Genomic DNA, 25,126 nt, shown 5'->3' with positions numbered 1-25,126 from the left:
AATTTATAGGGGAAAACATGCATATATCAAAAATCTTTAATACTGATGATTACAATCAGTGTGAAAGTTGCCAATCAGTACTAAGTCCTGCAGCTTATCTGGTTAAGTTATTGGAAATAGTTGGTAAATATATTACAGCACAACCAACTAAATCACTCGAAGAACGTCGTCCAGATCTCTACGATATCAAACTCGATTGCGACAATACCAACAAAGAGAAGTTATATCTTGAAATCGTAAATGAGATAATGGAGGAAAAGCTAAAGCATGATCTTGGAGATGATGTTCTAAGTAAACTTGCAACTGCCAAATATCCTTTTAACCTTCCAGCAAATTTTCCACTAATGAGTATACGTGCTTATCTTAAGAAGCATAAGACAAGCTTAGCAGAGATATATAAAATACTCATTGCAAATGCTGATACTGATGCAGAGTTTTTATGTCTTTCTCCGGAAGAATATGAAGTAATTACGTCTGATAACAAAACAGAAACTTATTTAAAAGAAGTATATGGAATAAAAGATGGGGAAATAGATCAACTAAAAAATGTTGATAAATTCATTGCACAAACAGGTATAGAGCACGATAAACTTCAGTCATTACTTGATAGCTATAATAAAATTAAAGGTTCAATAATACTTGCCGTTACAGAACAAACTATAGATGAGCACAAAAAACAAATTATAGATAACCTTGATAACCAAGCACTAAGCTTTCTACATCGCTTTATTCGTTTAGCAAACAAACTCAACTGGTCATTTGATGAGTTAACTCAAGCACTAAGTGAGGGTAAAATTGATCAGAAAAAAATAGCAAAGATTAAAAATCTACATGAAAAATTTCAACAACCTTTAGCTAAAATATTTGCATTGTATGCTGATAGTCTACCAGAGGGTATATCAAATAAAATTGACAGTTTACCAGAATTTAAAGCACTTCTAAGTCAAAAAAGCCTCAAAGATTTAGCTGCCACAGCAAGTAACTATAGTACATTACAAAATATTTTAGGAGTAAATAGTAATGAATTAACTTCTTTAATTAACTACCACAATGATCAAGAGGTATTCGGAGAAAAAATTTTAAAAGTATACAAACAAGTTCTGCTTGCAAGATTAGTAAACATACCAATAGCAGAGCTCTTATCACAATTAAAGATAGAAGGAGTAAATCAAGACAATGTAGTTGAGTTTAATGATTGGCTAACAAAACATGCAATTACGACAGAGCAAATACGCAGATTGATTGATCCTGCCTCAAGCAAGCAACTTGCAGAACAATTGCACAATTCAGTACAAGGAGTAAAAGATCAGCAAAGTTTCTATAACGAGGTGTATAAGTTTGTAGGTAATATTCAACCTGAAATACTAGATGCTATTTATACATTTACTGCTGATCCAGAGAATCCGCAATCATTTTCAGACAGAGGATTTTTAGAAAAGTTTCTTCATAATATAGATGTATTTACAACATTAAAATTTGAAGTAGAGAGTATTGCAAATTACAAGAGTGCATAATGGAGGACAAGAAACCTGGTCAATTGAGCAGATCAAGACTTTAGCAAACTATAGAACACTAAAGGGATTATATTCTAAGTTGCCAGAATACATAAGCTGGCTATATGGAAATGACTACAAAAGTGACAAAATAATAGAAAAAATGGTTCAGCTAACTGGTTGGAATCAAGATACGCTAGAAGCTATTAAAGAGGTCAAAATATTTAGGCCATGTTTTGAGAAGCAAGATCCAGTAGGCTCTCTGATGAAGATTAAACCTCTCATGGATATAGCTGGTATTAACGTCAAAGTTCTACTAAAGCTCAAGGATTTATATAATTTAAAAGTAAGTGGAAATGATGAGTGGAAAAAATACACTGATGTTGCTCGAGATTTGGAGCTCATTACTGAAGAAGACGAAGGATATTTAGCAAGAGAAAAGCGGGATATTCTCGCAAGGTACATGATACATATCAATCAAGACCTGAAAAACATGAGGGATCTCTATGGATTCTTGCTGATAGATGTTGAAATGAGTGAATGTTCAAAGATTTCGCCGATTAAAGCAGCACTAAATAGTGTTCAGCTATACATTCATCGCGCTATGATAGAAGAAGATATAAAGGTTGATGAGAAATTCACTGAAGAAAAATGGAAATGGCTGTCCAGTTATCGGGAGTGGGAAGCAAGCAATAAGATAAAATTATATCCAGAAAACTACTTAAATCCAACATTACGCAGAATTGTTACTCCAGAATACAAAAAGCTACAGAATACTTTAATGCAAGGAAACATCACCGATGAAGGAGTAAGTGATGCATACATGAAGTATTTTGAAGATTTTGAACAAGTAACCAGCTTAAAGATAGTTGATAGCTGTTTTGAAAGAGTAGATAAAAAAAATACACTGTACGTTATTGGCAGAACTCTTGCGCAACCATACGATTATTATTACCGCATAGCAATATTTGATGAAGAAAACCAAAATATCCTCTACTGGACTGCGTGGGAGAAAATAGAAGCATCGATTCCAGTTGAGACAGTTACTCCAATATATGCGTTCAACAGATTATTTATATTTTGGGTCCAGCAAATTGAAAAAGGGAAAGATAACGAAAAAAGAATTGATGCAACGATTAATTACATCTTTCAAAAACCAAGTGGTAGTTGGACAGCACCACAAAAGCTTGCAAGTGATATTAAAATAGATCCAGTTGATGAAGCAAAAAAATTATACTGGAAGAAAGTAGCAGTTTTTTATCTAAAAGAACAAGGTGGAGAAGAAAGACGGATTGTAGTTATTATAGGTGAAACAAAGTTTGATAGTGAAAGCCCGTCTAATCTATTTACTCTTGATGAAGATTTAGTTGCCAGTGAGAATCAGAAGGGAGTGTTTATTAATAACCTGACTTATGAAACCCGTGCTATTAATTTAAACAAAAAACTTCCTGACACACACAGTGTTGTGATTGGCAATAGAGTTCTTTTTTTTCGAAGTACGGTTCGTGGTTACCCTGATTTTCAGTATTCTTCTCAAGTTGATATTTATGATAATGACAATGAAACCTGGATAACTCATCCCACTGTAGAATCACGCAGTGAAGTGGCAGTGGCAGTAGTAGGAAAGAGGGCTATTTTCTTTTGGGGCAGCATAAAAAGTAAATCCTCTTCAGAGAGAGACACCTACGATCTGACTGAATTCTCTTCAAAGATAGATATCTACGACGATGAAACGGGAAATTGGACAACTCACAACGCTAGTGAAGCTAGACAATCTGCAAAGGTAGCGGTAGTAGGAAAGAAGGCTATTTTTTTTGGTGGTTATAAAGAGAGACCAAACCGATACTCTGCAAAAATAGATATTTATGATGATAAAACCAAACAATGGACGTCTCATACTGCTAGTGAAGCGCGATTATATCCAGGAGTAGCAGTAATAGACAAAAAGGTCATTTTCTTTGGTGGTGTAGGTGAAGAATGCTTTGGAAAAATAGATATTTATGATGATAAAACAGGAATATGGACAACTTATACCACTAGTGAAGCTCGATACCTTGAAAAGACAACAGTACCAGTGTTAGGTAAGAAAGCTATTTTCTTTGGGGGAAATAAAGGTAATGATCAGTACTCATTACAAATAGATATTTATGATGATGAAGCAGGAAGATGGTCAACTCATACTTCTAGTGAAGCACGTTTGGTTCCAGCAGTAGTAGTAGTAGGAAAGAAGGCTATTTTCTTTGGTGGTCAGAAAAGTAATCATCACAGCTCTGCACAAGTTGATATTTACGATAGTGAAACAGAAGGATGGTCAACTCACACTGCTAGTGAAGCGAGAATGGATGCAGCAGCAGTAGTAGTAGGAAAGAAGGCTATTTTCTTTGGTGGTTACATTCCTGAAAGAAGTCGTTATTCTGCAAAAATAGATATTTACGATAGTGAAAAAGGAGAATGGAAAACTCATGAAGCTAGTAGAGCAGTAGCTAATGTGTCAGCAGTAGTGGTAGGCAAAAGGGCTATTTTCTTTCCAGCTGATGGAGCTTCTCAACAAATCAATATCTATGATGACGAAACTAACAAATGGACATCTATGACTACTACTGGTGTAAGTCATGTTGTCCACTCTATTCAAGATAACAAAGTAACGTTTTTTGGTAATGATATACGTGGTAACATATTAAAATGTGAAATACGGTTAAATAAATTTCAATATCCATCTTATGATGCAATTAACTATGACGATAAGCTTCTTTTAGGAGAAACCAAAAATATCTTTCAAACCAATGTTACCAATAAAGATGGTAATGCTACACTTTTATATGAAAATGACTCTACTAAGCAATTAATATTGTTAAATGATTTTAAAAAGTCCTTATCACAGCAAGTAATAAACAAACCAGGCTGGTTCATTGTTGAAGATAACTTAGAGCGTGAAAATATTCGTGAATCTTTCTTGCTTTTACCTAAAGATTACAACTTATCTGCAATTAGTGAGCAATCAACTTATAAGATAAATAAGGATAAACTTGAGTTTGAATATATTAGCGAAACCCCAAAGTCTAATTTTAAAGATATAAAATTCTCTTTTACGAGGTTAAACATCACTGGCAATGTTCGCTATTTACGTCAAAAAGCTTATGCTGGTGGGCCAAAAAGTATTTTAACCTTAGAATCACAATTAGGTCCACAAAATGAAGAAAAACTTTTGTTTGCGAGATTTAAGCCACAAGATAGCGTAATTGAGCGTCCAAGTGATGCTTTGGAATTCAGTGGCGCTTATGGCCTTTATCTATGGGAAATATTTTTCCATATTCCAATGCTGGTTGCTTGGCATTTGCACAAAGAGCAAGATTTTGCTACAGCAAGAAAATGGTATCAATATATCTTCAACCCTACCAATGATAAAGCATGGCAGTTTTTGCCTTTTGCAGGGCATAACAATGACGGTATCGTTGCATCACTAAATGATACGCAAACTAATACAGAACTTGCAATTGATCCATTTGATCCATACACCATTGCAAAACAACATGTAACTTCATTTGAAAAGTACATCATCATATCTTACGTAAACAATCTTATCGATTGGGGAGACATGCTCTTTGCTAAGGGATCATGGGAAGCATTAAATCAAGCTACGATGTTATATATCAGAGCTTGGGACTTACTTGGCCCAAAACCTATTAAAAAAGGGAATTTTTCAGTTCAGCCTCAATCCTTCAATGAATTGAAACAGCATGATTTATTGCAACTGGAAACAGAACTACCCTCTGGTTCACAACCTGAAGTTCAATCTGATGAAGCTCATGATCTTATCAAATACAGCAATTACTTCTGCAAGCCTGAAAACAAGAGCTTTATTGGTCTTTGGGATAAAGTTGAAGATCGTTTATACAAGATAAGACATTGTTTAGATATAGGAGGCAAAAAAGCAGTACCGCCTTTATTCCAGCCACCGCTTAATCCTAAGCAACTATCAGTAGCAACTGGAGGCCATTCTGTAGAATTACCACAAATACAACTACCACATTATCGATTCAGTCAGATGGTGAGTTATGCAAAATCAATAGTTGAAACTGTGATGCAATTTGGCTCAGAGTTACTTGATGTTTTGGAAAAGAGAGATGCTGAATCATTAACTATTTTTTACAATAAACAAGAAGGGATAACCAGTAATTTAATCTCATCGATTAAAGAAAGGACCATAGAAGCTTTAAAGAAAGAACAAGATGCACTAAGTGCAAGTTTAAATAATGCTGAGGAGCGTAGATCGCATTATGAAAAATTAATTAGTTCTGGTGTATTTTCTGATTTACCAATTCTCAGTGGATTACTCCATGGTTTATCAGCTCTTGAATTAACAGGAGTAACTTTGCGTTCTGGAGCAATTGCAACAAAACTTGGAGCTTCTGGTACATTTGGAGCTGCAGCGTTAACTCATTGGACACCTACAATATTTGGCTTTTCTAATGGCGGTTTTCATCCCGGTTTTTCCGTAGAAGCAGGAGCAGAATCTGTTAGTGCCTTAGCAGATAATATGAGAGATGGTGCTGAATTATGCAACATTATAGCAAGTTATCAAAGACGTGATGAGGATTGGGATTTACAGAAAAAGTTAGCTACCTGTGATGTGAAGCAGATTAATCATACAATAGAGGCTAATCAAATTAACCAAGCTATTGCTGAGCAAGAATTAAAAGCACATCAAGAGTCAATCAAGCAAAACCAGGAAAAAAGAGAATTCTTTGAAAGTAAATTTACAAGTAAAGAGCTCTATGACTGGATGAAAGGGCAAATAGCTGTGATTTATTTCCAAGCTTATAAGATGGCTTTAGAAATGGTAAAACAGGTGGAAAAAACTTATCAGTATGAGTTGAATAACGATAGAGTATTTGTTACAGCAAGCTCTTGGAACAGCTTAAAAGAAGGATTACTTGCAGGTCATAGCTTGAAGTTTGCTCTTGAGCAAATGGCCAAAGAGTATCTTGATAATAATGAAAGAGCTCTGGAGATTACTAAAACAATACCTCTAAGTCCTATTGCAATCAATGACTTAAAAACAAAAGGAAGCTGTAAGTTTGCATTAACAGAAAAGATGTTTGACCTTGATTTTCCAGGTCATTATTGCCGTAAGATCAAGAGTATAAGGATTACTATTAGAGCAGAAGTTGCTCCTTATCAGGATATTCATGCTACTTTGCAGCAAACAGGCAATAGAGTAGTACTTAAACCTGACATTGAGGCAATAAAATCATTACTTGGTGAAAGTGATGAATCAAATGAGTCGATAAGGGTAAATTGGAAAACAGGTCAACAGATAGCAATATCAAAAGGAAACCAAGCAGATAGTGGATTATTTGAATTAAACTTCAATGATGAACGTTATCTACCATTTGAAGGTACAGGGGCGGTATCTGATTGGATTTTAGAGCTACAAAATACTGAAAAAGTTTCTGATGTGATTATACATCTTGATTATACTGCATTTAACGGAGGAAAAGAGTTAAGTAACAAAGTAAAAGCTCTGCCGAAGCTAAAGTACTATTACGACATGTTGGTAGTGAAGTTAAGTGAGGTAGATCAAGAAAAGTGGCAAAGATTTAAACAATCAGGAGAGTTTAAGTTTAAACCCTCTTTTTCGACTCGAATCAAAAATCCAGAAATTGATTTAAACGGTGTTTATCTCGTACCAAAAATAGCAGATGGGAGTGAGGTAAATATAAAACTGGGTAATAACGTTTGGGATAAGGATACTCATAAAGTCACTGTAACTCAGCTGGAGAATGATTGGGTCATTAAAGCAACTAATGCGAATAAAATAGAGGAGATTACGGTGATAATCCCTTATAAGGCTGAAGTCAATTGGAAGTAACATGAGTTTAAACGGCTATTACAATCGCTTTGATCCTGACAAAGAGTACGAAAAAAGCTTATTCCTGGCAGGAAGGGGTTTACAGTCAGCAGAATTAAACGAGACTCAAGAGTATGCTCTTTTCAAGCTCAAAGGCATAGGAGATGCGATATTTCGTGATGGTGATGTTATAACAGGAAGCAATTGTATCATAGATGGGGAAACCGGCGAAGTCACACTTGAATCGGGAAAAATCTATCTTCATGGAGCGGTGAGAAAAGTAGGGGGAAAAAGATTTATTATTCCACTGAATACCACAGTTCGCATCGGTGTTTTTTTCGCCCTATCCACTATTACAGAATTAGAGGATGAGAATCTTCGTGATCCTGCAGTTGGTACGCGTAATTATCAAGAAGTAGGGGCAGCAAGACTTAAAGTTTCCACCATTTGGGGTTATCAAGCAGAAGGTCTTTCTCCACGTTTTTCCACCACTGATGGAGAATTTTATCCAATTTATAACATTGAAAATGGAGTTCTCATTCAGCACTCACCACCTCCACAAGCAAACATAGTAACCACAGCTCTTGCTCGTTATGACAAAGAAGCCAATGGTTCCTACGTAGTAAATGGCCTTGAAGTGATGTTTTTGCAAAGGGACGAAAAAGGGGGAGAAATATTTGTGATTAATGAGGGCAAAGCTCATGTTGATGGTTATGAAATTGAGTTACCTCATAGTATTCGTGTTTCTTTTGATGAAGACCCAGATATAAAAGCAGTTGAATCAGAACCACATACCTTTCAGCCAAATAGCCAAAGAGTAATGGAACTGAAGGTTAATGATTTTCCAATAAGTGAAATCAAAAAAGTAGATATCACTGTTCAAAAAACCATTACTGTTACTCACGGTTCATACTCAGGAGCTGTTGATCCAATACCTGACTCTGCGGTACTTGAGATTATTCAAGTTAAACAAGGAGACGTTATTTATGAAAATAGTGCAGATTATAAACTAAACGCAGGAAACATTGATTGGTCATTACCTGGCAAAGAACCAGCACCTGGGAGTAGTTATCAAATAACTTATCGCTGTCGTACTCATGTGAGCCCTGAAGATATAAATGAAAAGGGATGTAAAGTAAAAGGAGCAGTTGATAATAGCTTGGTTTTAGTTGATTACACCTGGAAAATGCCCCGCTTTGATTTAATTACTATCGATATCAAAGGAGTGGTAAGAAGAATAAAAGGAATTTCTCACCCTTGGCGACCATCGATGCCTAAAGCACCTAGTGGACAACTTTTGCTCTGCTACATTCACCAAACGTGGAAAAACGGGGAAAAAGAAGGGGTAAAAATAGTGAATAATGCTATTCATGCTGTACCGATGAATGAGCTTGAAGCAATGAAAAAAGGAATAAATGATCTTTATGCGCTGGTTGCAGAGGAAGGTTTACGCAGTGATGCAAATTCAAGAGAACCTACCACCAAAAAAGGGGTATTTGTAGATCCGTTCTTTGATGATGATATGCGCGATCAAGGAATTTCGCAGTCTGCAGCAATAGTAAATAGAGAGCTAGTTCTGCCAATAGATGTAGAAGTTGCAGATATTGAAAAAGGTGGGGAAAGATATCTTTTGCCATATGAACTTGAACCGGTACTGGAGCAGCTTTTACAGACTAAAGGAGAAAAGATTAATCCATATCAAGCTTTTGATCCAGTCCCGGCACAAATTACTCTAAATAAAAACATTGACCACTGGACAGAGGTTACCACTAATTGGAAAAGTCCAGTAACCAGAGTATTTAATGTTAAAGAAACAACAGAATTGCTGTCAAGTACTTCATACGAAGCTGAATTTATGAGAGAAGCAGTACAAGATTTTGAAATTGAAGGTTTTGAGCTAGGTGAAAGGCTTAAAGAAGTAAAATTTGACGGCATCATTATCCAACCTATGTAAAAATAAAAAGAAAAAAAGTGGAAAATCAAGGACAAATAAGTGGAAAAATAAAAATCCCAGCAAATATTCCAGCAGGTACTAAATTAGTACAGTTTTACGGGGATAAAGGAAGCTATGGAGAAACAACGTATACTGGTAAAAAAACTATTACCATAGAAGAAAGAAGAAGAGTGATCGCAGCAAGACGAGTTGATCCTTTAGCCCAAACATTTACGCTAAATGAGAGCAGACACATAGGAGGCGTGGAGCTATGGTTTATAAATAAAGGCAAAAAACGTGTTGTTGTGCAGATTAGAGAAACAGCAGTGGGAATGCCCTCGCAGACTGTCATTGCTGAAAGCTATATTGAGCCAAAAGATATAAAGATAGATGGCACAGCAACACGTATTACTTGGTCGCCAGTGTTTTGTCATGCTGGGCAGGAATATGCAATAGTTTTACTTACCGATGACGGGGAAAATGCGGTCAAAGTAGCAGAACTTGGCAAATATGATGCAGTAAATAGCCGTTGGGTAACAAGTCAGCCATATCAAGTAGGAGTATTACTGTCATCTAGCAATGCAAGTACGTGGACACCGCATCAGAATTTAGATTTAACGTTTCGGCTATTAGCAGCAAAATTTAGCGAAAGTTCTCACGTTATTGATCTTGGTAAAGTTACTGCAAACAATACTTCAGATTTAATTGTTTTAACGAACGTCGAAAAAGTAGCATTTGATACCAATGTAGAATTTATTTTAACAGACGAAGAAGGAAAAGAAAACTTTCTGTCTGATAATTTGCCACTTGCACTGCGTGAAAGAATAAGTGGGGAATTAACGGTAAAAGCAAGCCTAAAAGGAGGGCGAGAAAAAAGTCCAGTGCTATATCCTGGATTACAGCTAGTTCTGGGTAATCTTTCAGAGTCTGGAGATTATGTTACAAGAAGCATTACAGCAGGAGCTAACACTAAAATTACCATAACATATGATGCGCTGATATCTGGCACTGCAGATGTTAAAGCATATGTTCAAAAAAACGTGGATTGGCAGTTAGTGAATTTAACATCAGGAAAACCTATTGGAGAAAATTGGGTGGAGAGAGTCCACATACTGACAAACTTTAATGGCAATGAGACAAGGATAAAATTAGTTTTAAGTGGAACGGTTATCTATCGTCCTAAAGTCAAAAATTTGCGAGTGATTATTACTTGAATCAATGCCAAATGACCAAAGCAAACGAGGATATACACTACCACATCCAGAAAATATTGCTGTGCAGGATGTTGTTCGTATCCGTACCACAATTGAGAAAATAGATGAAGATATTACCGAAAGAGAAGATGAGCATAATCAACTTAAGAGTAATTTTGAGCGGTTTAATTTTGAGACTTTTTTGAATTTTTGGGAATGAAAGAAGCAATATACCAAAGGATAAAGGATTTAGCAGCAAATAGCACACCTGATCAACTGGCATATCTTGCAAAATCGCTGGAATTGATAGCAGATAAAAAAGCTATTGCTGACATTGTGCAGATGACTGAGGTAAAAGGAATAATTGATGCACTACAAAAGAGGCTTAAGGATTTAGTAGAAAACAGTACACCAGATCAATTAGCATATCTTGCTAAAGCATTGGAATCAATAGTCGACAAAAGTGCGGTTTCTGAAATTGTGCAAATGACTGATGGTAAGCTAAAAGAACTTCTTGATAGTGCAAAAAAACACCTAAATGATATAAACAGCAATAAAACAAACTCAATATCAGCAATAACTGCAGTAAAAACAGAGTCTGTTAATGAAATCAACAAGCTTAGGGATAATTCCTTAAATACTTTAAAAGCATCATCAGATTCGCACATATCGCTACTTGATACGAGAAAGAATGCCAATATTGCAGCAATAAATAGCATTAGTAACAGTCATAAAGATGGTCTTAAAGGTTTAGTAGAAGATTTTCGTGCTGTTAATAATGTACCACCTGGCTCATCAATTATAGGAGAAATAGAAACTCGAATTGAAAACATCTCTAATGAGGTAAAAACTCGGGATGAACAGTTAAAAGCGTCTCTTATAAATGAAATAAGAAAGCGCAACATGGTTGAATCAGGGTCATTACCTTTCTTATTTGGTGTACTTGGAAGAAAAAATAATTACTTTGGCCACGGAACTTTTATGACAGAGCTTGGAAAGTGGAGTAGTGATATAACAAAAACCGACTATATGTTGCAATTACTAGCAGTTAGCCATATATACGATACAGATTACGTTAGTTTTTATCGGCCAAGACAACTCAGTTTTATAGAGGGAAGCAAGGGAACATTTATTTACGGAGAGTTATACACAAACAGTTTTTCTGGTAGTTATGATCAAATATACTATTACCCATATGCTGCACTTGGAGTAGTATTTATAAAAAATACAACGAATGTGAACATAAATAAAACTATAGAGTTTGTTGGATCATCGTATTCGAGTACGGAGTATGGAGGTGCAGGATTATTTGTGGGAACACCAGATAATACCAATTCTAATAAATCAAGAATTTCAAGAATAATATGGAAAAATGTTTACCAATACACGAGTTCTGATAGCAAATTAGCTGGATCTGGTAATGTGGAGATTCCAGCAGGAAAAACAGTTGCAATATTACTTTACACATCATCTTACCTGTATTCCAGAACACAAGTTAGTCAAGGTATGCTTGCATCAAATTATGTACACAACTATGGTCAATTTATTCAGTGGGGGATTTATAACATACGTAGCAATGTTCTAACTACAGGACTTGAAGTAGATGTGGAGAGAACGCTAAAAGCTTGGCAATGTCCAGGATTATCTAACACGTATGAGATTTGGAGGTAACAAACAATGTCTATCTACATTAGATTTGAAAATGATAAACAAGTAGAAACAACAACACTTGAAAGCAAGCCAACTGAAAATGATTGGTATGAAGCACCAGAAGATTTTGATTGGCAAAAAAGCTATTGTTTAACAGAAGGAGGAAAAATTGCTCAGCGTACTAAAGAAGATATACAAAAGGAGTTACTGGATAATGCGAAGCTTTGTGCATTTGATAGTATGCGTTTCTATTATGATAATCATACTCACCAATATGCAGGTCATTCTCACCAAAAAGCTAAATCTTATGAGATTCAAGCGGAAGCCGCAAAAAGCATTCTAGCAGCACCAGAATCTATAGATGAAAAGGATAAAGAAATTATAGAACCTTTAGCAAAAGTCCGTGGTATTACGGTTATTGAAATGGCAAGAATAATTGAGGAAAAAGTGAAAAAAGCAGTAAAAGCAATAATTAAATGTGAAGAGCTTGAAGATTTAGCCAAAAGAAAGATTGAAGAAGCCGAAAGTGAAAATGAGCTACAGACTTTGCTAGATGATTTCAGGAAAAAAATACAAAGAAATGGCTGAAGAATTTTTACATGGCGTAAATGTTATTGAGGTAACCTCAGGAGCAAAGACAGTACGTACAGCTAAATCATCAGTGATAGGTGTAATTGGTACTGCACCTGAAGCAGATGAGCAAAAATTTCCGCTAAATAAACCAGTGTTAGTTGCAGGAAGCTTAAAGGAAGCAGCAAAGCTCGGAAAGAGTGGCAGTTTACCTTCTGCAATAAATGGAATATTTTCCCAGATTGGTGCAACAGTAGTAGTTATTCGAGTTAAAGAAAGTGAAAACAGCGATCCAAAGCTCAAAGAAAGTGAAACTATTCAAAGTATAATCGGTGGAGTTGATAAAGAAACCGGAGAATGTCAGGGAATTGAGGCATTTCTCAGCAGTGAAAGCATAGTTCATGTTGCGCCAAGAATATTAATTGCACCTCAGTTTACTCATCAGTTACCTGAAATAGATGGAGTAAATTCAGTAGTGAGTGCTTTAATTTCCATAGCAGAAAAATTAAGAGCAATTATTGTTGCAGATGGACCAAATACTAATGATGAAGAAGCAATAAAATGGAGAAAAAGTGTAGGCAGCTCAAGAGTTTACGTAGTTGACCCATGGATTAAGTTATTTATTGAAGGAAAAGAAAAAATCTTGCCATCGAGTCCATTTGTAGCTGGTTTAATAGCTAAGATAGACAGCGAGCAAGGCTTCTGGCACTCACCTTCAAATAAAGAAATAAACGGTATTATTGGCACAAGCAGGCCTATTGATTTTACGCTCGGTAATACAAATTGTAGAGCAAACCACTTGAATGAAAATGAAGTAACAACGATAATTCATCAAAATGGCTATAGGCTTTGGGGAAATAGAACATGTTCAAATGACTCAAAATGGGCTTTTTTATCAGTGAGAAGAACTGCAGATTTAATTAACGATAGTTTACTTAGGGCTCATTTATGGGCAGTTGATCGCAATATCACTAAAACTTATATAGATGATGTGATTGAGGGGGTGAATTCTTATTTGGCCAATTTAAAAGCACAAGGAGCAATTATCAGCGGAAAATGTTATGCAACTCCCGAACTCAATACACCGGCAAATATTGCAAGCGGAAAAGTGTATTTTGATTTTGAGTTTACACCGCCATATCCGGCTGAGCAAATAATATTCAGGTCTCATCTTGTAAATAATAGTGTAATAAGTTAGGAGAAAGTAAAGTGTTACCGAAAATACTGAGAAATTTTAACGTATTTGTTGATGGCCGGGGTTATGCAGGAAAAATAGATGAAATAACCTTGCCAAAACTTACCATAAAAACAGATGAATATAGAGCTGGTGGTATGGATATTCCAATAAATATTGACATGGGCATGGAGAAATTAGAAGCAGACTTTACTTTTTCTGAATACGATACAGAGCTCTTTCGGCTATTTGGGTTGATAAATGGAAATTCGGTATCTTTGACGCTCAGAGGTGGAATGCAAGGTAGTGGAAGTAATGATATTGAAGCAGTAATAATCAATTTAAGAGGCATTTTTAAAGAATTTGACTTTGGTAACTGGAAACCTGCTGAAAAAGCAACGCTGAAGTGTACTGTAGCTGCCCATTATTATAAACTTACGATAGGTGGTAATGAGCTGATAGAAATCGATGCTGAAAATATGATGAGAAAGATAAATGGTATTGATCAGATGGCTTTGTTACAAGCGGTCTTAGGTATTTAGGTTTAGTTTTAAAAAGATTTTAGAATTTTATTTTTTAGGAGAAAGTATGACAACAGTAAAACTTGATAATCCAATAACAGTTGATGGTATTTCTGTATCAGAGCTTACCATTAGACGTCCAAAAGTTAGAGATTATCTAGCTATTGAGAGACTTAATGGTAGTGATCTGAGTAAGGAAGTAACTTTGACTGCCAATCTAACATCAGTTGCAAAAGAAGCAATTGAAGAGTTGGATATTGCTGATTATGTAAAAGTGCAAGAAGTATTAAAGGATTTTTTTTCACCGATTATCCAAAAAACTTGAGATTAGAAATACTAGTGCTTGGCTCTATCATAGGTGGTGGAGTTGAGCACATTCTTGATATGGAGATTAGTGAGTTTATTTCATGGAGCAAATTAGCAAAGGAGCTTAAATGTCAACATTATCTATAAAAATCGGAGCTGTTTTAGATGGTAGCTTTAATACTGTAATAAAAGGAAGTAGTAGTCGACTTACTCATCTTGGTGAGAATATAAGAAAGCTTGATTCATCTTTTAAATCAGTATCAAAATTTAAGCAGTTGGGTAGTGATGTTTTGACTAGCAAGAGATCATGGAAAGGTTTTGAGGATCAGGTAAAATCCCTTGCTAAACAGATAAAAGCAGTCGAAAAACCGAGCAAAACTTTAAAAGCTGAGTTTAATAAGGCTAAAGCATCAGCAACAAAAGCAAAAGAAGCATACTTGAAAAAGAGAGATGCCTTACATTCATTCAATGAAGAAGTAAGAAAAAGTGGAAGAAATATTAAGTCATTAGTAAGTGATCAATATAAACTTAGTTCGTCCATTGAAACGTTAAAAGGTAAGTATAGTAAGCTTGGATCTGCAATACGTAGTCACCAAAGTTTTTTAGCAAGCAAAGCACATTTTAAGTCACAAATTATAGAAACTATTGGTCTTGGACTAACGCTTGCAGCACCAATCAAAGTTGCTATTGATTTTGAATCGGCCATGGCTGATGTTACAAAAGTAGTTGAATTTAACAAAGAAACAAAGGAAGTAGATAAATTTGCCCAGAAATTAAAAGAGATGTCACGTACTATACCACTATCAGCAGCAGAATTAGCACAAATAGCTGCAAGCGGTGGTCAACTTGGTATCAAGAAAGAAGACCTTTTTAATTTTACAGAAACAGTGGCAAAAATGTCCACAGCATTTGATATGTCTGCAGAACAAGCAGGAGATTCCATAGCTAAACTTTCTAACGTTTATGGAATTGATGTTAGTGAAATGGAGCATGTTGGCAATGTAATCAATCACTTATCAGATAACACTGCTGCTAAAGCAAAAGACATGGTTGAAGCTCTAGCAATAGTTGGTGGTACTGCAAAGCAGTTTGGATTAAAGTTTGAACAAACAAGCAGTTTAGTAAATGCTTTCATTAGCTTAGGCAAACAACCAGCAAAAGCTGCAACTGCAATCAATGCACTACTTTCAAAGCTTCAAACTGCTGAAAGTCAAGGAAAAGCGTTTAAAGCAGCATTAGAAGAAATGGGCATAGCCACAGAAGAAATGGTACAAAGGATAAGTGAAAATGGAGAAGAAGCATTGCTATATTTTTTCCAAACTCTAAAGAAAATGGATAACCAGGAACGCTCTACAATCCTGATGAAACTTTTCGGTCAGGAATATCAAGATGATATTGCATTATTAGCTGGAAGTTTTAATAAATACGAAGATGCAATAAAGTTATTGGCTAATACAGAAAAGTATGGAAGCTCTCTGCAGAAAGAATTTAAAAATCGTGCAGACACTACAGCCAATAAATTACGACTTCTTCGAAATTCAATAGCTGAAGTTGGTATGAACCTGGGTTCAGTAATGCTGCCTACTTTAAAATCTATAGCCGAATTTTTACAAGAAAAAACTAGGAGCATAGCTTTATTTGCAGAAAAATATCCAACCTTAACTACAGCAATCATGGGAACTATAGTAGCTTTAATAAGTTTGAAAATCTTGGTAGTGGGGTTAGGTTATGGATTTACTTTTTTAGCAAGTGCAGTTCTCGGTTTAAGGACAAAAATAATTGCAACATTTTCATTTTTATCAGCTACAGTTTTTCCTGCAGTAATAACAGGACTAAGAGCAATAACGCTTGCTGTAATGAGTAATCCTATAGGGCTTTTAATTACTGGACTTGTCACAGGTGCAGCACTTGTTATCACCAACTGGCAAAAGGTGAAAGACTTTTTCTCTAGCTTTTGGAAATCACTCATTAAACCTATAGGGAAAGCTTTTTCATGGGTAGGAAATACAGTTAGTAGCATATTTGGAAAAATCTCTGAAAATAGTCCACTGAAAGAATTTGAAAAGAGAAAAACTGTTGTTTCGTTGGTTGATGGAAAAAACAGCAGTATACTCTCTCAAAACAACATTTTTAATAACAGAAATCCTCTATTAAGTAATAGTGCACTCAAAGAAATTTCCCAGAATAGCTCGAATAATGTTAAGATTACACATACTATCACAGAAAAGAAATCTATAGCAGATGAGAAAAATCTAGAAGAGTACATAAAAGGCAAGTATGAAAATAAAACTTTTAACCAAACTCAACATAATTATTTTAACATAAGCATTCAAGCAGCAGCAACTCAGGATGTTCGTAGCCTTGCTGATGAAGTAATAAAAAGGATAAGAGAAAAATCACGTGATGTTCTGTTTGATAACATAGACCCCGTTTATTAAAGTGTTGTCTCTTGGCCCGTATAAATTTGCTCCAACAAGTTTAAAGTATAATAGAGAAAATCGTTGGAGCACAATTGAGTGTATTGAAAATATGCCACTATTGCAAAATATCGGCCAAGGTGTAGAAAATATAGATTTGGAAGGAATGATTTATCTTCATAATCTTAACGGGCTAAACCAATTAAAGAATATGAAAGAAGCTGAAAAACCACATGTTTTAGTAGATAGTTTAGGTAATATTTTAGGACAATTCGTAATTACCAAGTTAGAAGAAAAGCAGATGTATTTTTTACCTAATGGACTACCGAGAAAAGTTGAATTTAGTTTGAGTTTGAAAAGCTATAGATGACTATATATTACTTAACTAAAGAAGGAGAAATGCTAGATCTGATTTGCTGGAAACATTACGGGTTTACGGATGGAGTAGTGGAATTAGTACTAGCAGAGAACTTAGGTTTGGCAGAATACGGAAGCTTTTTGCCTGCTGGATTAAAGATAAAACTTCCTACTATTAAGAAAACAGTACAAAAGTCAAAATTAAAGGTCTGGGAATAAATGCAGCCAGATTTTATAATAGATAAATGTGAATCAATTAAAGATAGAGTTATCTCATTGCGCCTTACAGATGAATCTGGGACAATAGACGATGTAGTTGAAGTGTGTGTTGATTACAGAGATGAAAACATAGATGTTCCGAATGAATTAAGTATCGCTCTAGGTTACAAGGAAACTGGAGTAGTACCTATGGGTATATATACGGTTAATGAAATTACAGTGCAGAGTCCACCTAAAACCTTACTAATAAAGGCTCATGCAACAAATTTAAGACTCTCATTAAAAGAGAAAGTATCTAAAGAATGGCATCAAATTACTTTAGGTAACTTGGTTAAGGAAATAGCAGAAAAACACGGATATGGGTGCAGAGTTGCAGAAGAATTTGAAAATGTGTTGATTCCACATATTAACCAAACAGAAGAAAGTGATATAAGTTTACTAACAAAAATAGCAATAGAACGCGAGGCAATGGCAAAGTTAGCTGGCGGATATATACTCTTTATTCCAAAAGGCAAAGCAAAGTCGGCAACTGGAAAAGCTTTAGGAACAACAGCGATTAGACCTAAAGACGCGATAAATTGGAAAGCGCACTTTACCGTGAGCAGGTACAACTCAGTGATTGCAAAATGGCATAGTTATGAAAGAGGTGAAACTATATCAGAAACAGTTGGCTCTGGTAGTCCAAGTTATATCATACAAACAATTTACTCGAATGCAGAGTTAGCATTAAGTTCGGCAAATGCTAAATTAAAACAACTAAAACGAAATAATGCAGTGTTGGATATCACTATGCCTGGTAATCCAGAGCTATTTGCAGAGGCAAAACTTAGCCTGTTAGGGTTTCATCAAGATATAGACGGTGAATGGATAATTGACAGAGCAGAACATGTGTTAGATAGTTCAGGTTATCGCACTGCATTGTCAGCATCTATCAGTAAACGTTAAAGGAAAATCAGTAAAACCAATGTTTAATGTTGAAAAAGTATTGAATATGAATAGAGACTCAAGAAATAAGCTACATTTTTGGTGGTGCATAACAATGATAATATGTGTTGTTATTACCTATTGCTATATGAAAGCAAAAGCTACAGATAATTATAAAACAATATTACGCGTTGCTTCTCAAAATTGTAACTTAGAAGTTGTAAAATTTTCAGCAAATAATCTATTAGATATTAATACACAGATTCCCGAATTAACAGCATTACATTATGCATCTGGTGCAGGATGTTTGGAGATTGTTAAATTTTTAATAGAAAAAGGAGTTGATATAAACACAGAAAAATATGAAAGATGGACAGCATTACATGCAGCTTCATACAAAGGTAACCTAGAGATAATTAAATTTTTGTTAGAAAAAGGCGCAAACCCTAACATTAGAGACACAGATGGAAAAAACCCAAGAGATGTAGCTGTACTAAGATCGCGGCATAATAAAGATAAACCATACGATGAAATTATACACTTGCTCTATAATGCTGAAAAGAAACACGAGTCTGATCGGTAATATTTCGTAACTGGAAACGAGAAGTAGTTGAAAGTTTTTTATTACACAGTTAGGAGAAACATGCAGAATCAAAAGATTCCAATCACAGTAATAGTAACGATGGTAATACAGACCATAGCAACAATTTGGTGGCTTGCCAAGCTGGATTTACGGGTTCACATTCATGATAAATTTATAGAGCAGAACAACGGATTGACCGTTACGGTATATCGTCTGGAAGAACGGGTAAAAAATCTTTCTGAGGAACTTGATGAGTTTAAATTACAAGTCTTAAGCGGGAAAATTAAATATTAACATCTTTATCTAAATTTTCATTTCACAATGACTAAATATATTTTATCCGTTGACGGCGGAGGCATAAGAGGAATAATACCAGCCATAATACTAGCAGAAATAGAAAAAAGATCAAGAAAAAAGGTAGCAGAAATCTTTGATCTTATGGCAGGGACCTCAACCGGTGGAATTGTTGTAGCAGGATTATGTAAAAAAGATAAACAAGGAAACCCTCAATATTCAGCCAATGATTTAGTTGAGCTTTACCAAAAGTATGGACCATATATTTTCAAGTCTTCATTTTTTAGGCGATCAATATTATCTTGGTTTAACTGTGCACAATACCCATATAAAAATATTGAATTTGTATTGGACAAATATTTTGGTGATGATACTCTACAAAACACTTTAAATAATGTACTGCTTACCAGTTACGACATTCAGAATAATTGCCCATTTTTCTTTAAAAGCTGGAAAGAAGGTACTATTAAGCTGAAAGATGCACTCAGAGCTGCAACGGCTGCACCTACTTATTTCATACCAAAACATCTAAAAATTGACCAGATAGATAGAGTATTAGTGGATGGCGGGGTGTTTGCCAATAATCCTGCGGCTTGTGCATATGCAAGTGGTAAGAAATTGTTTCCAAATGATGAGATTATACTGTTATCACTAGGTACTGGTAGAACAGATAGAAGCATAGCTAATTCAAGGAGATTTGGAAAAATAGGATGGATCAAGCCACTACTGAATGTGATGTTTTCTTCAAGTTTAGATGCAGTAAACTATCAACTTAATCAAGTTATAGCTGATAAATATATACGCATACAATCGCAACTAAAAATAGCATCACCTGACATGGATAATATTACATCAAAAAATATCAAATCTCTTCAGCAGGAGGCAAATGCAATGATAGAAGGTAATCAAAAAGTAATCGATAAATTTTGCGATATCGTATCTTAATTTACATAAAAATGCCAAGCAAACTAAAAAAATTATACCACAAAGCAAAGAAAGGTTTAAAAAACATAGTTTCGTCCGAAAAACATACTAAGGGCCAAGAAGCTAAAACTTCAAACGATAAGCCAAAACCGCTACATGAGCAACCTCTAAAGTTGATGGAGAAGACCTCTAAAGTAAAAAAAGATAAAAAAGGAATAAAAGAAAAAATAAAAAGCTTTAAAATAAAACCCGTAGAAAAAGAGCTGAAAAAGGGTAACATATTCAAAAAAGGCTTCAAAAAGCTAAAAGGGAAAATAAAAAGCCTAAACCCCATAAAGTCCAAGAAAAACAAGATAATCGGGAGCAAAAGACTAGCATTTTTACTAACATCTGCTACAATCGTGGCAATTTTACCAACATTCAGTTTAGCTCCCTTGCCAGCATTAGCGGTAACTTCTGCATGTGTTTTCAGTATTAATTTTATAGCTGTGAAGACGTTAAAGAAAGTTATCAAACAACGCAAATTAGCAGTAAGATCCGAAGATGAGCCAGAAAAACTAGAAGAGGTATCTGTTGAACAAGCGAAATCTAAGCAAATTTTCAGAGATGGTAAATAGATTTATTAAATAAACAATTACTTTTGCTTATATCTTAATATATTATTTCTGAGTACCTCTGTTTTTAATCCAGAATTCAAGTTGTTACTTCATCACTCACTCAACTCATCAACAGTTAGACCACTTGCTCGCACAATAATCTCAATCGCAATACCTGCCTTAACTAGATCTTTTGCAATCTTGATTTTCTCTGCTTTTTTAACTTTTTCCTTGCCGCTTTTCATATCTTCAGATAGAGATTTGACTAATGCATCTAATGATTCTTGTTCTCTGTACTCATCCATTAAACTCAATAGCTTTTTGCTTTCTCTTGTTTTAGGCAGTAGAACTTTAATATTCACTGATAATGCTCTTGCTATTTCATATAATTTATCAAATGAGATGGCAGTATATCCTTTTTCATATTCGTGTATTTCCTTGAGCGTTAAATCAATTTTATCCGCCAAATCTTTTTGAGTATATCTTCTTATCAATCTCCATTCTCTTATTCTTTGCCCTATTCTGTAATATATAGAATCAGTGTAAATTTCTTGTTCTGTATCATTATACTCGTAAATAGATAAGCCGGTTGCTTGGGAAATTATGTCAACTGAAACTCCTTCTTTTACTAGATTTTTTGCTATTTCCAACTTTGCTTCTTCTTGATTAATTTTTTCGCTAATATGAACAAACCTGACTAATGAAGGTACTATTTTGCCTAACTTTTGACTCTCGTATATTTTTGTTAGATAGAGTATTTCTTCGTCTTCATCTTCATGCTCTCTTACTGTTATTGGTTTAGGTAATAGATCTACAGCATCAACTGATAATACTCTTGCTATTATATATAGTACTTCAATTGGAATAACGATATATCCCTGTTCATAGCTGTTTACTTCTTGATATGCTAGCCCGATCTTACTTGCCAACTCTGCTTGAGTACACCTTTGCATTAATCTATACTCTTCTATTTTTTGCCCTATTTTGTAGCTTATAGGACTAACATTACTTGCAGAAATAAACATATATACCTCCATTTAAGAAAAAACTTTATTGCTATAATTTTTTTACGAGCTATCCATCTAAAACCATATCAATAGATAAACCTACCGCTTGCAAAATAATATCAATAGAAATTCCCCCTTTTACTAGATCCTTTGCAACTTTAATCCTTTCTATCTCTCTCACTTTCTCCTCACAAATACGTATTCCCTCAAACAGAGATTTTATTAGTGCATTACGTAGTTCTTGGCTCTCAATTTCTTTGTATTCTTTAATCAAATCAAGCAGCTCATTTTCCACTGTACTACCTTCATCTTTCTCTATTAGTAGATCTGTAATATTAATCGATAACGCTTCTGCCATTTCATATAATTTATCAAGTGGAACAGCAGTCCTTCCTTGTTCATAGTTGCTTATTTCATGACGTGTTGTATTCATTTTCTCTGCTAAATCTTTTTGAGTATACTCTCTCACTAGCCTCCATTCTTTTATCTTCTTTCCTATTTTGTAGTAGATAGAACCTGTTTTTTCTTCAATACATTCATCAGCAGAGAGGCCAATTGCTTGTGAAACAATATCAACAGAAATTCCTGCTTTAACCAGACCATTTGCAATTTTTATTTTTTCCGATTTTCTACTACTTTTCTCACTAACTTGAACAAATTTGGTTAATAAACAAAACATCCTACGTAACTCTTGGTCATTAATTTTTTTATATTCTCTTACTAGATTTAATATTTCTTCTCCCTCATCTTCAAGACAACTTTTTGATACAGGAATAAGATCCGTAATACTGATTGATAGTGCCTCAGCTATAGCATATAACCTTTCAATTGAAATTCTACGGTTCCCTTTCTCATATTGCAGTATTACCCAGTATTTTACACCAATTTTCCTCGCTAAATCCTTCTGAGTATACCCTCGCTCTAACCTCCAATTTTTTACTTTTTTCCCTACTTCATAGTCTAGACTTTTTTCCACGCAAAGAACCATACATATAATATTTTCTACTATAGCTCAAAGGCTCCAGTAAACTCTGGAACCTCAAAGTTAGCCATAATTAAAGTTTCCTACAAGTTTCTTTACTATTTTCACGTACTTTATCTACCCATGAAGACAGCTTTTCACCTGGGCTATCAACCTCCTTCATAAGCTGCTTGCTATTCCATATGCCACATCTCATAAAACTTCCCTTTTCTACTGCTTCTTTAAGTTTTACTCCAGCAAAAAGACAATTTTTTCCAATTTCTTCTCCTCTTTTTTGTAATTCAGCCCACATTTCCTTATCCGCTACTTTTACTTGTACCTGACTGCAGTTTTTTACGTCCTGGTACAATACAATATTTAGCTTACCAATGCTCGTAGGAAATTCTAATACAATAGAGCTTCCATCTGACATATCAGTATAGTTTCTTATACCTCCCTTCTCACTTTTAACCTCAACTGCATCATTACCAATTTTTAAAATATTACTTCCTAACTTTCTGTTTGCTTCCAGTATTTTGGCAACCTCTACTTTACTGTCCTCAGAAAATTCTATATATAATGTTGCATTGTCTATCTCGATATCTATTAATTCTCCTTCTTGAACAGCACTTTCGCCAGCCTTCTCTAGTTCTTCTAGCTGCCTATCTATCTGTGGCTGAACTTCTGGCTGTAGCTCATTATAGATTTCACCTATCAGTTTATTCTGCAATAAAGTATCATGAAACTCTGCACCGCTTAGCATTAATTTACGTATTAGCTTTTTTCTATCACTTTTTTCTAATCTGTGAAAATGTGTACCTAATACTACATATTCTGCAAAGCTCCATTCTCCATCATTACATGCATTTATTCTTGCTCCAGAGGCTAGTACTTGGTCTATAGTTTTGTGCAATTCATTTACGTTTTTTACCTCTACTACCGCACTCTTAAACCAGCTCAACTTTTCACTTTCGCTTGCACTTGGCTTTATTTTTTGCAAAGCTGAAGTAAATGGATTAAAATCTTCTGCTTGATCATTTAAAGGTTTTGTGCCATATATGTAGTCAAGTCCTTTCCCATAGTTGATTTGGTTTTCGCGAACTTCTCTACCAGGGAAAGGTGCTATTTCTTCAGGCTTTTTAGCCTTATTAATTTTGCTTACAAAAGTAGATTGCTTTATATCAATGCCTTTAAGAGCATCAAATATTTTCTTGTGATTAACATTAGTCTTTTTATCCCGATCTTTACTAGTCATATAACCCCCATATTAAAAATACTTTTTAAGTATACAAACCTTGGTTTATATATTCTATTACTTATTATAAATTAATGTGAGTAGATTTGCAAATACTTTCTGCTATAACAATCCGTTTTCTCGAAAGCTGAAATAGCCTCCACTTGTGATGATAATATGATCAAATAATCTAACGCTTACAGTACTACACGCTGCTGCTAAGCTCTTCGTTACTGCTTGATCTTCTTCTGATGGTTCTAAGCGTCCCCCAGGATGGTTATGTGACATTATTACTAATGTTGCATTCTTTATTAATGCTTTTCTTATAATTTCCTTTATATATACCGGTGCTTTTTCCATTTCACCAATATAGGATTCTTCTCCGATTAGTTGGCGCCTTTTATTCAAGTACAGTATTTTTATACACTCCCTTTCTGAGTGGCCTATACTTACGTTCAAATATTCTACTAGCCCTTGTAAGTCCATTATTGGTTCACTCTTAAGCTTTTCTCTCAGTACCCTTTCTAGCGTTTCCTTAACACACATAATCATTGCTACTGCAGAATCAGTCACTCCTTCTATAACTTTCAGGTCATCCATTTCTCTACCTAAAATCCTTCCTACTCCTGTATAAGTATTCACCAGATTTTTAGCAATTTCTTGAGCTTGCGGCCTTTCATGTACTGCACTTAGAAACGTTTCCATTATTTCACGATCAAGTAGTGCTTTTCCTTTGCTTTCTAATATTCTGAATTCGATTTCTTCTTTACTTTTATTCATATAATTTACCTTTCACTAACAACAAACTTTTTTTAGATATTTACTGCTGTTTTTTTATCAGCATTGGCATAAAGCCATAGCTTTCGAGTGAAGTCAAATCAATTTCTCAATCTTTTTTACTTATTTTTTCATCAAAAAG

The 25,126-nt window shown here is 34.8% G+C and carries 23 protein-coding genes; 19 read left to right on the top strand and 4 right to left on the bottom strand.

Annotated elements, in window-relative coordinates:
• Positions 1-17: 17 nt before the first annotated feature.
• From AAGD68_RS00290 to AAGD68_RS00200, 19 genes are read left to right on the top strand one after another with little or no spacing between them, the layout of a single operon-like run.
• Positions 18-1,514 carry a Tc toxin subunit A gene (locus AAGD68_RS00290; RefSeq protein ID WP_341814239.1) on the top strand — a complete coding sequence of 499 codons (1,497 nt, stop codon included), beginning with the start codon at positions 18-20 and terminating at the stop codon, positions 1,512-1,514.
• Positions 1,492-7,365, top strand: a complete 5,874-nt coding sequence (locus AAGD68_RS00285) for a neuraminidase-like domain-containing protein (protein ID WP_341814238.1) — start codon at positions 1,492-1,494, stop codon at positions 7,363-7,365. The genes AAGD68_RS00290 and AAGD68_RS00285 overlap by 23 nt, the downstream gene beginning before the upstream one ends.
• Before the next feature lies 1 nt (position 7,366).
• Positions 7,367-9,298, top strand: a complete 1,932-nt coding sequence (locus tag AAGD68_RS00280) for a DUF4815 domain-containing protein (RefSeq protein WP_341814237.1) — start codon at positions 7,367-7,369, stop codon at positions 9,296-9,298.
• 17 nt (positions 9,299-9,315) lie between these two features.
• Entirely contained in the window at positions 9,316-10,491 is a 1,176-nt protein-coding gene (locus AAGD68_RS00275) for a hypothetical protein (protein ID WP_265026776.1), read from the top strand.
• A 4-nt stretch (positions 10,492-10,495) separates the two neighbouring features.
• The gene (locus AAGD68_RS00270; RefSeq protein WP_226079698.1) at positions 10,496-10,690 is read left to right on the top strand and encodes a hypothetical protein; all 195 of its coding nucleotides are present in this window, start codon (positions 10,496-10,498) and stop codon (positions 10,688-10,690) included.
• Entirely contained in the window at positions 10,687-12,141 is a 1,455-nt protein-coding gene (locus tag AAGD68_RS00265; RefSeq protein ID WP_341814236.1) for a hypothetical protein, read from the top strand. The genes AAGD68_RS00270 and AAGD68_RS00265 overlap by 4 nt, the downstream gene beginning before the upstream one ends.
• 6 nt (positions 12,142-12,147) lie before the next feature.
• On the top strand, positions 12,148-12,708 hold the full coding sequence (locus tag AAGD68_RS00260; protein WP_065095397.1) for a hypothetical protein: 561 nt from the start codon (positions 12,148-12,150) through the stop codon (positions 12,706-12,708).
• Positions 12,701-13,888, top strand: coding sequence for a phage tail sheath subtilisin-like domain-containing protein (locus tag AAGD68_RS00255; RefSeq protein ID WP_341814390.1), 1,188 nt, complete (start codon positions 12,701-12,703; stop codon positions 13,886-13,888). Before AAGD68_RS00260 ends, AAGD68_RS00255 begins: the two co-directional genes overlap by 8 nt.
• An 11-nt stretch (positions 13,889-13,899) precedes the next feature.
• Entirely contained in the window at positions 13,900-14,406 is a 507-nt protein-coding gene (locus AAGD68_RS00250) for a phage major tail tube protein (RefSeq protein WP_265026774.1), read from the top strand.
• Positions 14,407-14,452: 46 nt separating this feature from the next.
• Positions 14,453-14,710 carry a phage tail assembly protein gene (locus AAGD68_RS00245; RefSeq protein WP_149168985.1) on the top strand — a complete coding sequence of 86 codons (258 nt, stop codon included), beginning with the start codon at positions 14,453-14,455 and terminating at the stop codon, positions 14,708-14,710.
• Positions 14,707-14,838 (top strand): hypothetical protein, encoded by a 132-nt coding sequence (locus tag AAGD68_RS00240; protein ID WP_341814235.1) that lies wholly within the window; start codon positions 14,707-14,709, stop codon positions 14,836-14,838. Before AAGD68_RS00245 ends, AAGD68_RS00240 begins: the two co-directional genes overlap by 4 nt.
• The gene (locus AAGD68_RS00235) at positions 14,820-17,129 is read left to right on the top strand and encodes a phage tail tape measure protein (protein WP_341814234.1); all 2,310 of its coding nucleotides are present in this window, start codon (positions 14,820-14,822) and stop codon (positions 17,127-17,129) included. The genes AAGD68_RS00240 and AAGD68_RS00235 overlap by 19 nt, the downstream gene beginning before the upstream one ends.
• Position 17,130: 1 nt before the next feature.
• Positions 17,131-17,478, top strand: a complete 348-nt coding sequence (locus AAGD68_RS00230) for a phage tail protein (RefSeq protein ID WP_341814233.1) — start codon at positions 17,131-17,133, stop codon at positions 17,476-17,478.
• On the top strand, positions 17,475-17,684 hold the full coding sequence (locus AAGD68_RS00225; protein ID WP_341814232.1) for a tail protein X: 210 nt from the start codon (positions 17,475-17,477) through the stop codon (positions 17,682-17,684). Before AAGD68_RS00230 ends, AAGD68_RS00225 begins: the two co-directional genes overlap by 4 nt.
• The gene (locus AAGD68_RS00220; protein ID WP_341814231.1) at positions 17,685-18,629 is read left to right on the top strand and encodes a phage tail protein; all 945 of its coding nucleotides are present in this window, start codon (positions 17,685-17,687) and stop codon (positions 18,627-18,629) included. It abuts the gene before it with no gap.
• A 19-nt stretch (positions 18,630-18,648) separates the two neighbouring features.
• Positions 18,649-19,191 carry an ankyrin repeat domain-containing protein gene (locus AAGD68_RS00215; RefSeq protein ID WP_341814230.1) on the top strand — a complete coding sequence of 181 codons (543 nt, stop codon included), beginning with the start codon at positions 18,649-18,651 and terminating at the stop codon, positions 19,189-19,191.
• Positions 19,192-19,251: 60 nt separating this feature from the next.
• On the top strand, positions 19,252-19,485 hold the full coding sequence (locus AAGD68_RS00210; protein WP_341814229.1) for a hypothetical protein: 234 nt from the start codon (positions 19,252-19,254) through the stop codon (positions 19,483-19,485).
• Between the two features lie 27 nt (positions 19,486-19,512).
• On the top strand, positions 19,513-20,430 hold the full coding sequence (locus AAGD68_RS00205) for a patatin-like phospholipase family protein (protein ID WP_065095425.1): 918 nt from the start codon (positions 19,513-19,515) through the stop codon (positions 20,428-20,430).
• Positions 20,431-20,441: 11 nt separating this feature from the next.
• Positions 20,442-21,026 carry a hypothetical protein gene (locus AAGD68_RS00200; RefSeq protein WP_065095426.1) on the top strand — a complete coding sequence of 195 codons (585 nt, stop codon included), beginning with the start codon at positions 20,442-20,444 and terminating at the stop codon, positions 21,024-21,026.
• Positions 21,027-21,118: 92 nt separating this feature from the next.
• On the opposite strand, the gene AAGD68_RS00195 is transcribed toward AAGD68_RS00200, so the two are convergent.
• The 4 genes from AAGD68_RS00195 to AAGD68_RS00180 form a co-directional block, all read right to left on the bottom strand.
• Entirely contained in the window at positions 21,119-22,030 is a 912-nt protein-coding gene (locus tag AAGD68_RS00195; RefSeq protein WP_341814228.1) for a helix-turn-helix domain-containing protein, read from the bottom strand.
• A gap of 49 nt (positions 22,031-22,079) precedes the next feature.
• A complete protein-coding gene (locus tag AAGD68_RS00190) occupies positions 22,080-23,000 on the bottom strand; it encodes a helix-turn-helix domain-containing protein (protein WP_265027465.1) in 921 nt (306 codons plus the stop codon).
• Positions 23,001-23,067: 67 nt separating this feature from the next.
• Positions 23,068-24,228, bottom strand: coding sequence for a hypothetical protein (locus tag AAGD68_RS00185; protein ID WP_341814227.1), 1,161 nt, complete (start codon positions 24,226-24,228; stop codon positions 23,068-23,070).
• Positions 24,229-24,330: 102 nt separating this feature from the next.
• Entirely contained in the window at positions 24,331-24,987 is a 657-nt protein-coding gene (locus tag AAGD68_RS00180; protein ID WP_265027463.1) for a RadC family protein, read from the bottom strand.
• Positions 24,988-25,126 lie beyond the last annotated feature (139 nt).

The organism is Wolbachia endosymbiont (group A) of Machimus atricapillus, from assembly GCF_964027095.1.
GTDB lineage: Bacteria > Pseudomonadota > Alphaproteobacteria > Rickettsiales > Anaplasmataceae > Wolbachia.
This window is presented reverse-complemented; position numbering and strand designations above follow the sequence as displayed.

Bases quoted from the DNA above. Each gene is read 5' to 3' on its own strand.
- AAGD68_RS00215 (WP_341814230.1), top strand. From the start codon at position 18,649: ATGTTTAATGTTGAAAAAGTATTGAATATGAATAGAGACTCAAGAAAT.
- AAGD68_RS00270 (WP_226079698.1), top strand. From the start codon at position 10,496: ATGCCAAATGACCAAAGCAAACGAGGATATACACTACCACATCCAGAA.
- AAGD68_RS00195 (WP_341814228.1), bottom strand. From the start codon at position 22,030: ATGTTTATTTCTGCAAGTAATGTTAGTCCTATAAGCTACAAAATAGGG.
- AAGD68_RS00205 (WP_065095425.1), top strand. From the start codon at position 19,513: ATGACTAAATATATTTTATCCGTTGACGGCGGAGGCATAAGAGGAATA.
- AAGD68_RS00255 (WP_341814390.1), top strand. From the start codon at position 12,701: ATGGCTGAAGAATTTTTACATGGCGTAAATGTTATTGAGGTAACCTCA.
- AAGD68_RS00220 (WP_341814231.1), top strand. From the start codon at position 17,685: ATGCAGCCAGATTTTATAATAGATAAATGTGAATCAATTAAAGATAGA.
- AAGD68_RS00265 (WP_341814236.1), top strand. From the start codon at position 10,687: ATGAAAGAAGCAATATACCAAAGGATAAAGGATTTAGCAGCAAATAGC.
- AAGD68_RS00185 (WP_341814227.1), bottom strand. From the start codon at position 24,228: ATGACTAGTAAAGATCGGGATAAAAAGACTAATGTTAATCACAAGAAA.
- AAGD68_RS00225 (WP_341814232.1), top strand. From the start codon at position 17,475: ATGACTATATATTACTTAACTAAAGAAGGAGAAATGCTAGATCTGATT.
- AAGD68_RS00245 (WP_149168985.1), top strand. From the start codon at position 14,453: ATGACAACAGTAAAACTTGATAATCCAATAACAGTTGATGGTATTTCT.
- AAGD68_RS00200 (WP_065095426.1), top strand. From the start codon at position 20,442: ATGCCAAGCAAACTAAAAAAATTATACCACAAAGCAAAGAAAGGTTTA.
- AAGD68_RS00210 (WP_341814229.1), top strand. From the start codon at position 19,252: ATGCAGAATCAAAAGATTCCAATCACAGTAATAGTAACGATGGTAATA.
- AAGD68_RS00290 (WP_341814239.1), top strand. From the start codon at position 18: ATGCATATATCAAAAATCTTTAATACTGATGATTACAATCAGTGTGAA.
- AAGD68_RS00180 (WP_265027463.1), bottom strand. From the start codon at position 24,987: ATGAATAAAAGTAAAGAAGAAATCGAATTCAGAATATTAGAAAGCAAA.
- AAGD68_RS00190 (WP_265027465.1), bottom strand. From the start codon at position 23,000: ATGGTTCTTTGCGTGGAAAAAAGTCTAGACTATGAAGTAGGGAAAAAA.
- AAGD68_RS00280 (WP_341814237.1), top strand. From the start codon at position 7,367: ATGAGTTTAAACGGCTATTACAATCGCTTTGATCCTGACAAAGAGTAC.
- AAGD68_RS00260 (WP_065095397.1), top strand. From the start codon at position 12,148: ATGTCTATCTACATTAGATTTGAAAATGATAAACAAGTAGAAACAACA.
- AAGD68_RS00235 (WP_341814234.1), top strand. From the start codon at position 14,820: ATGTCAACATTATCTATAAAAATCGGAGCTGTTTTAGATGGTAGCTTT.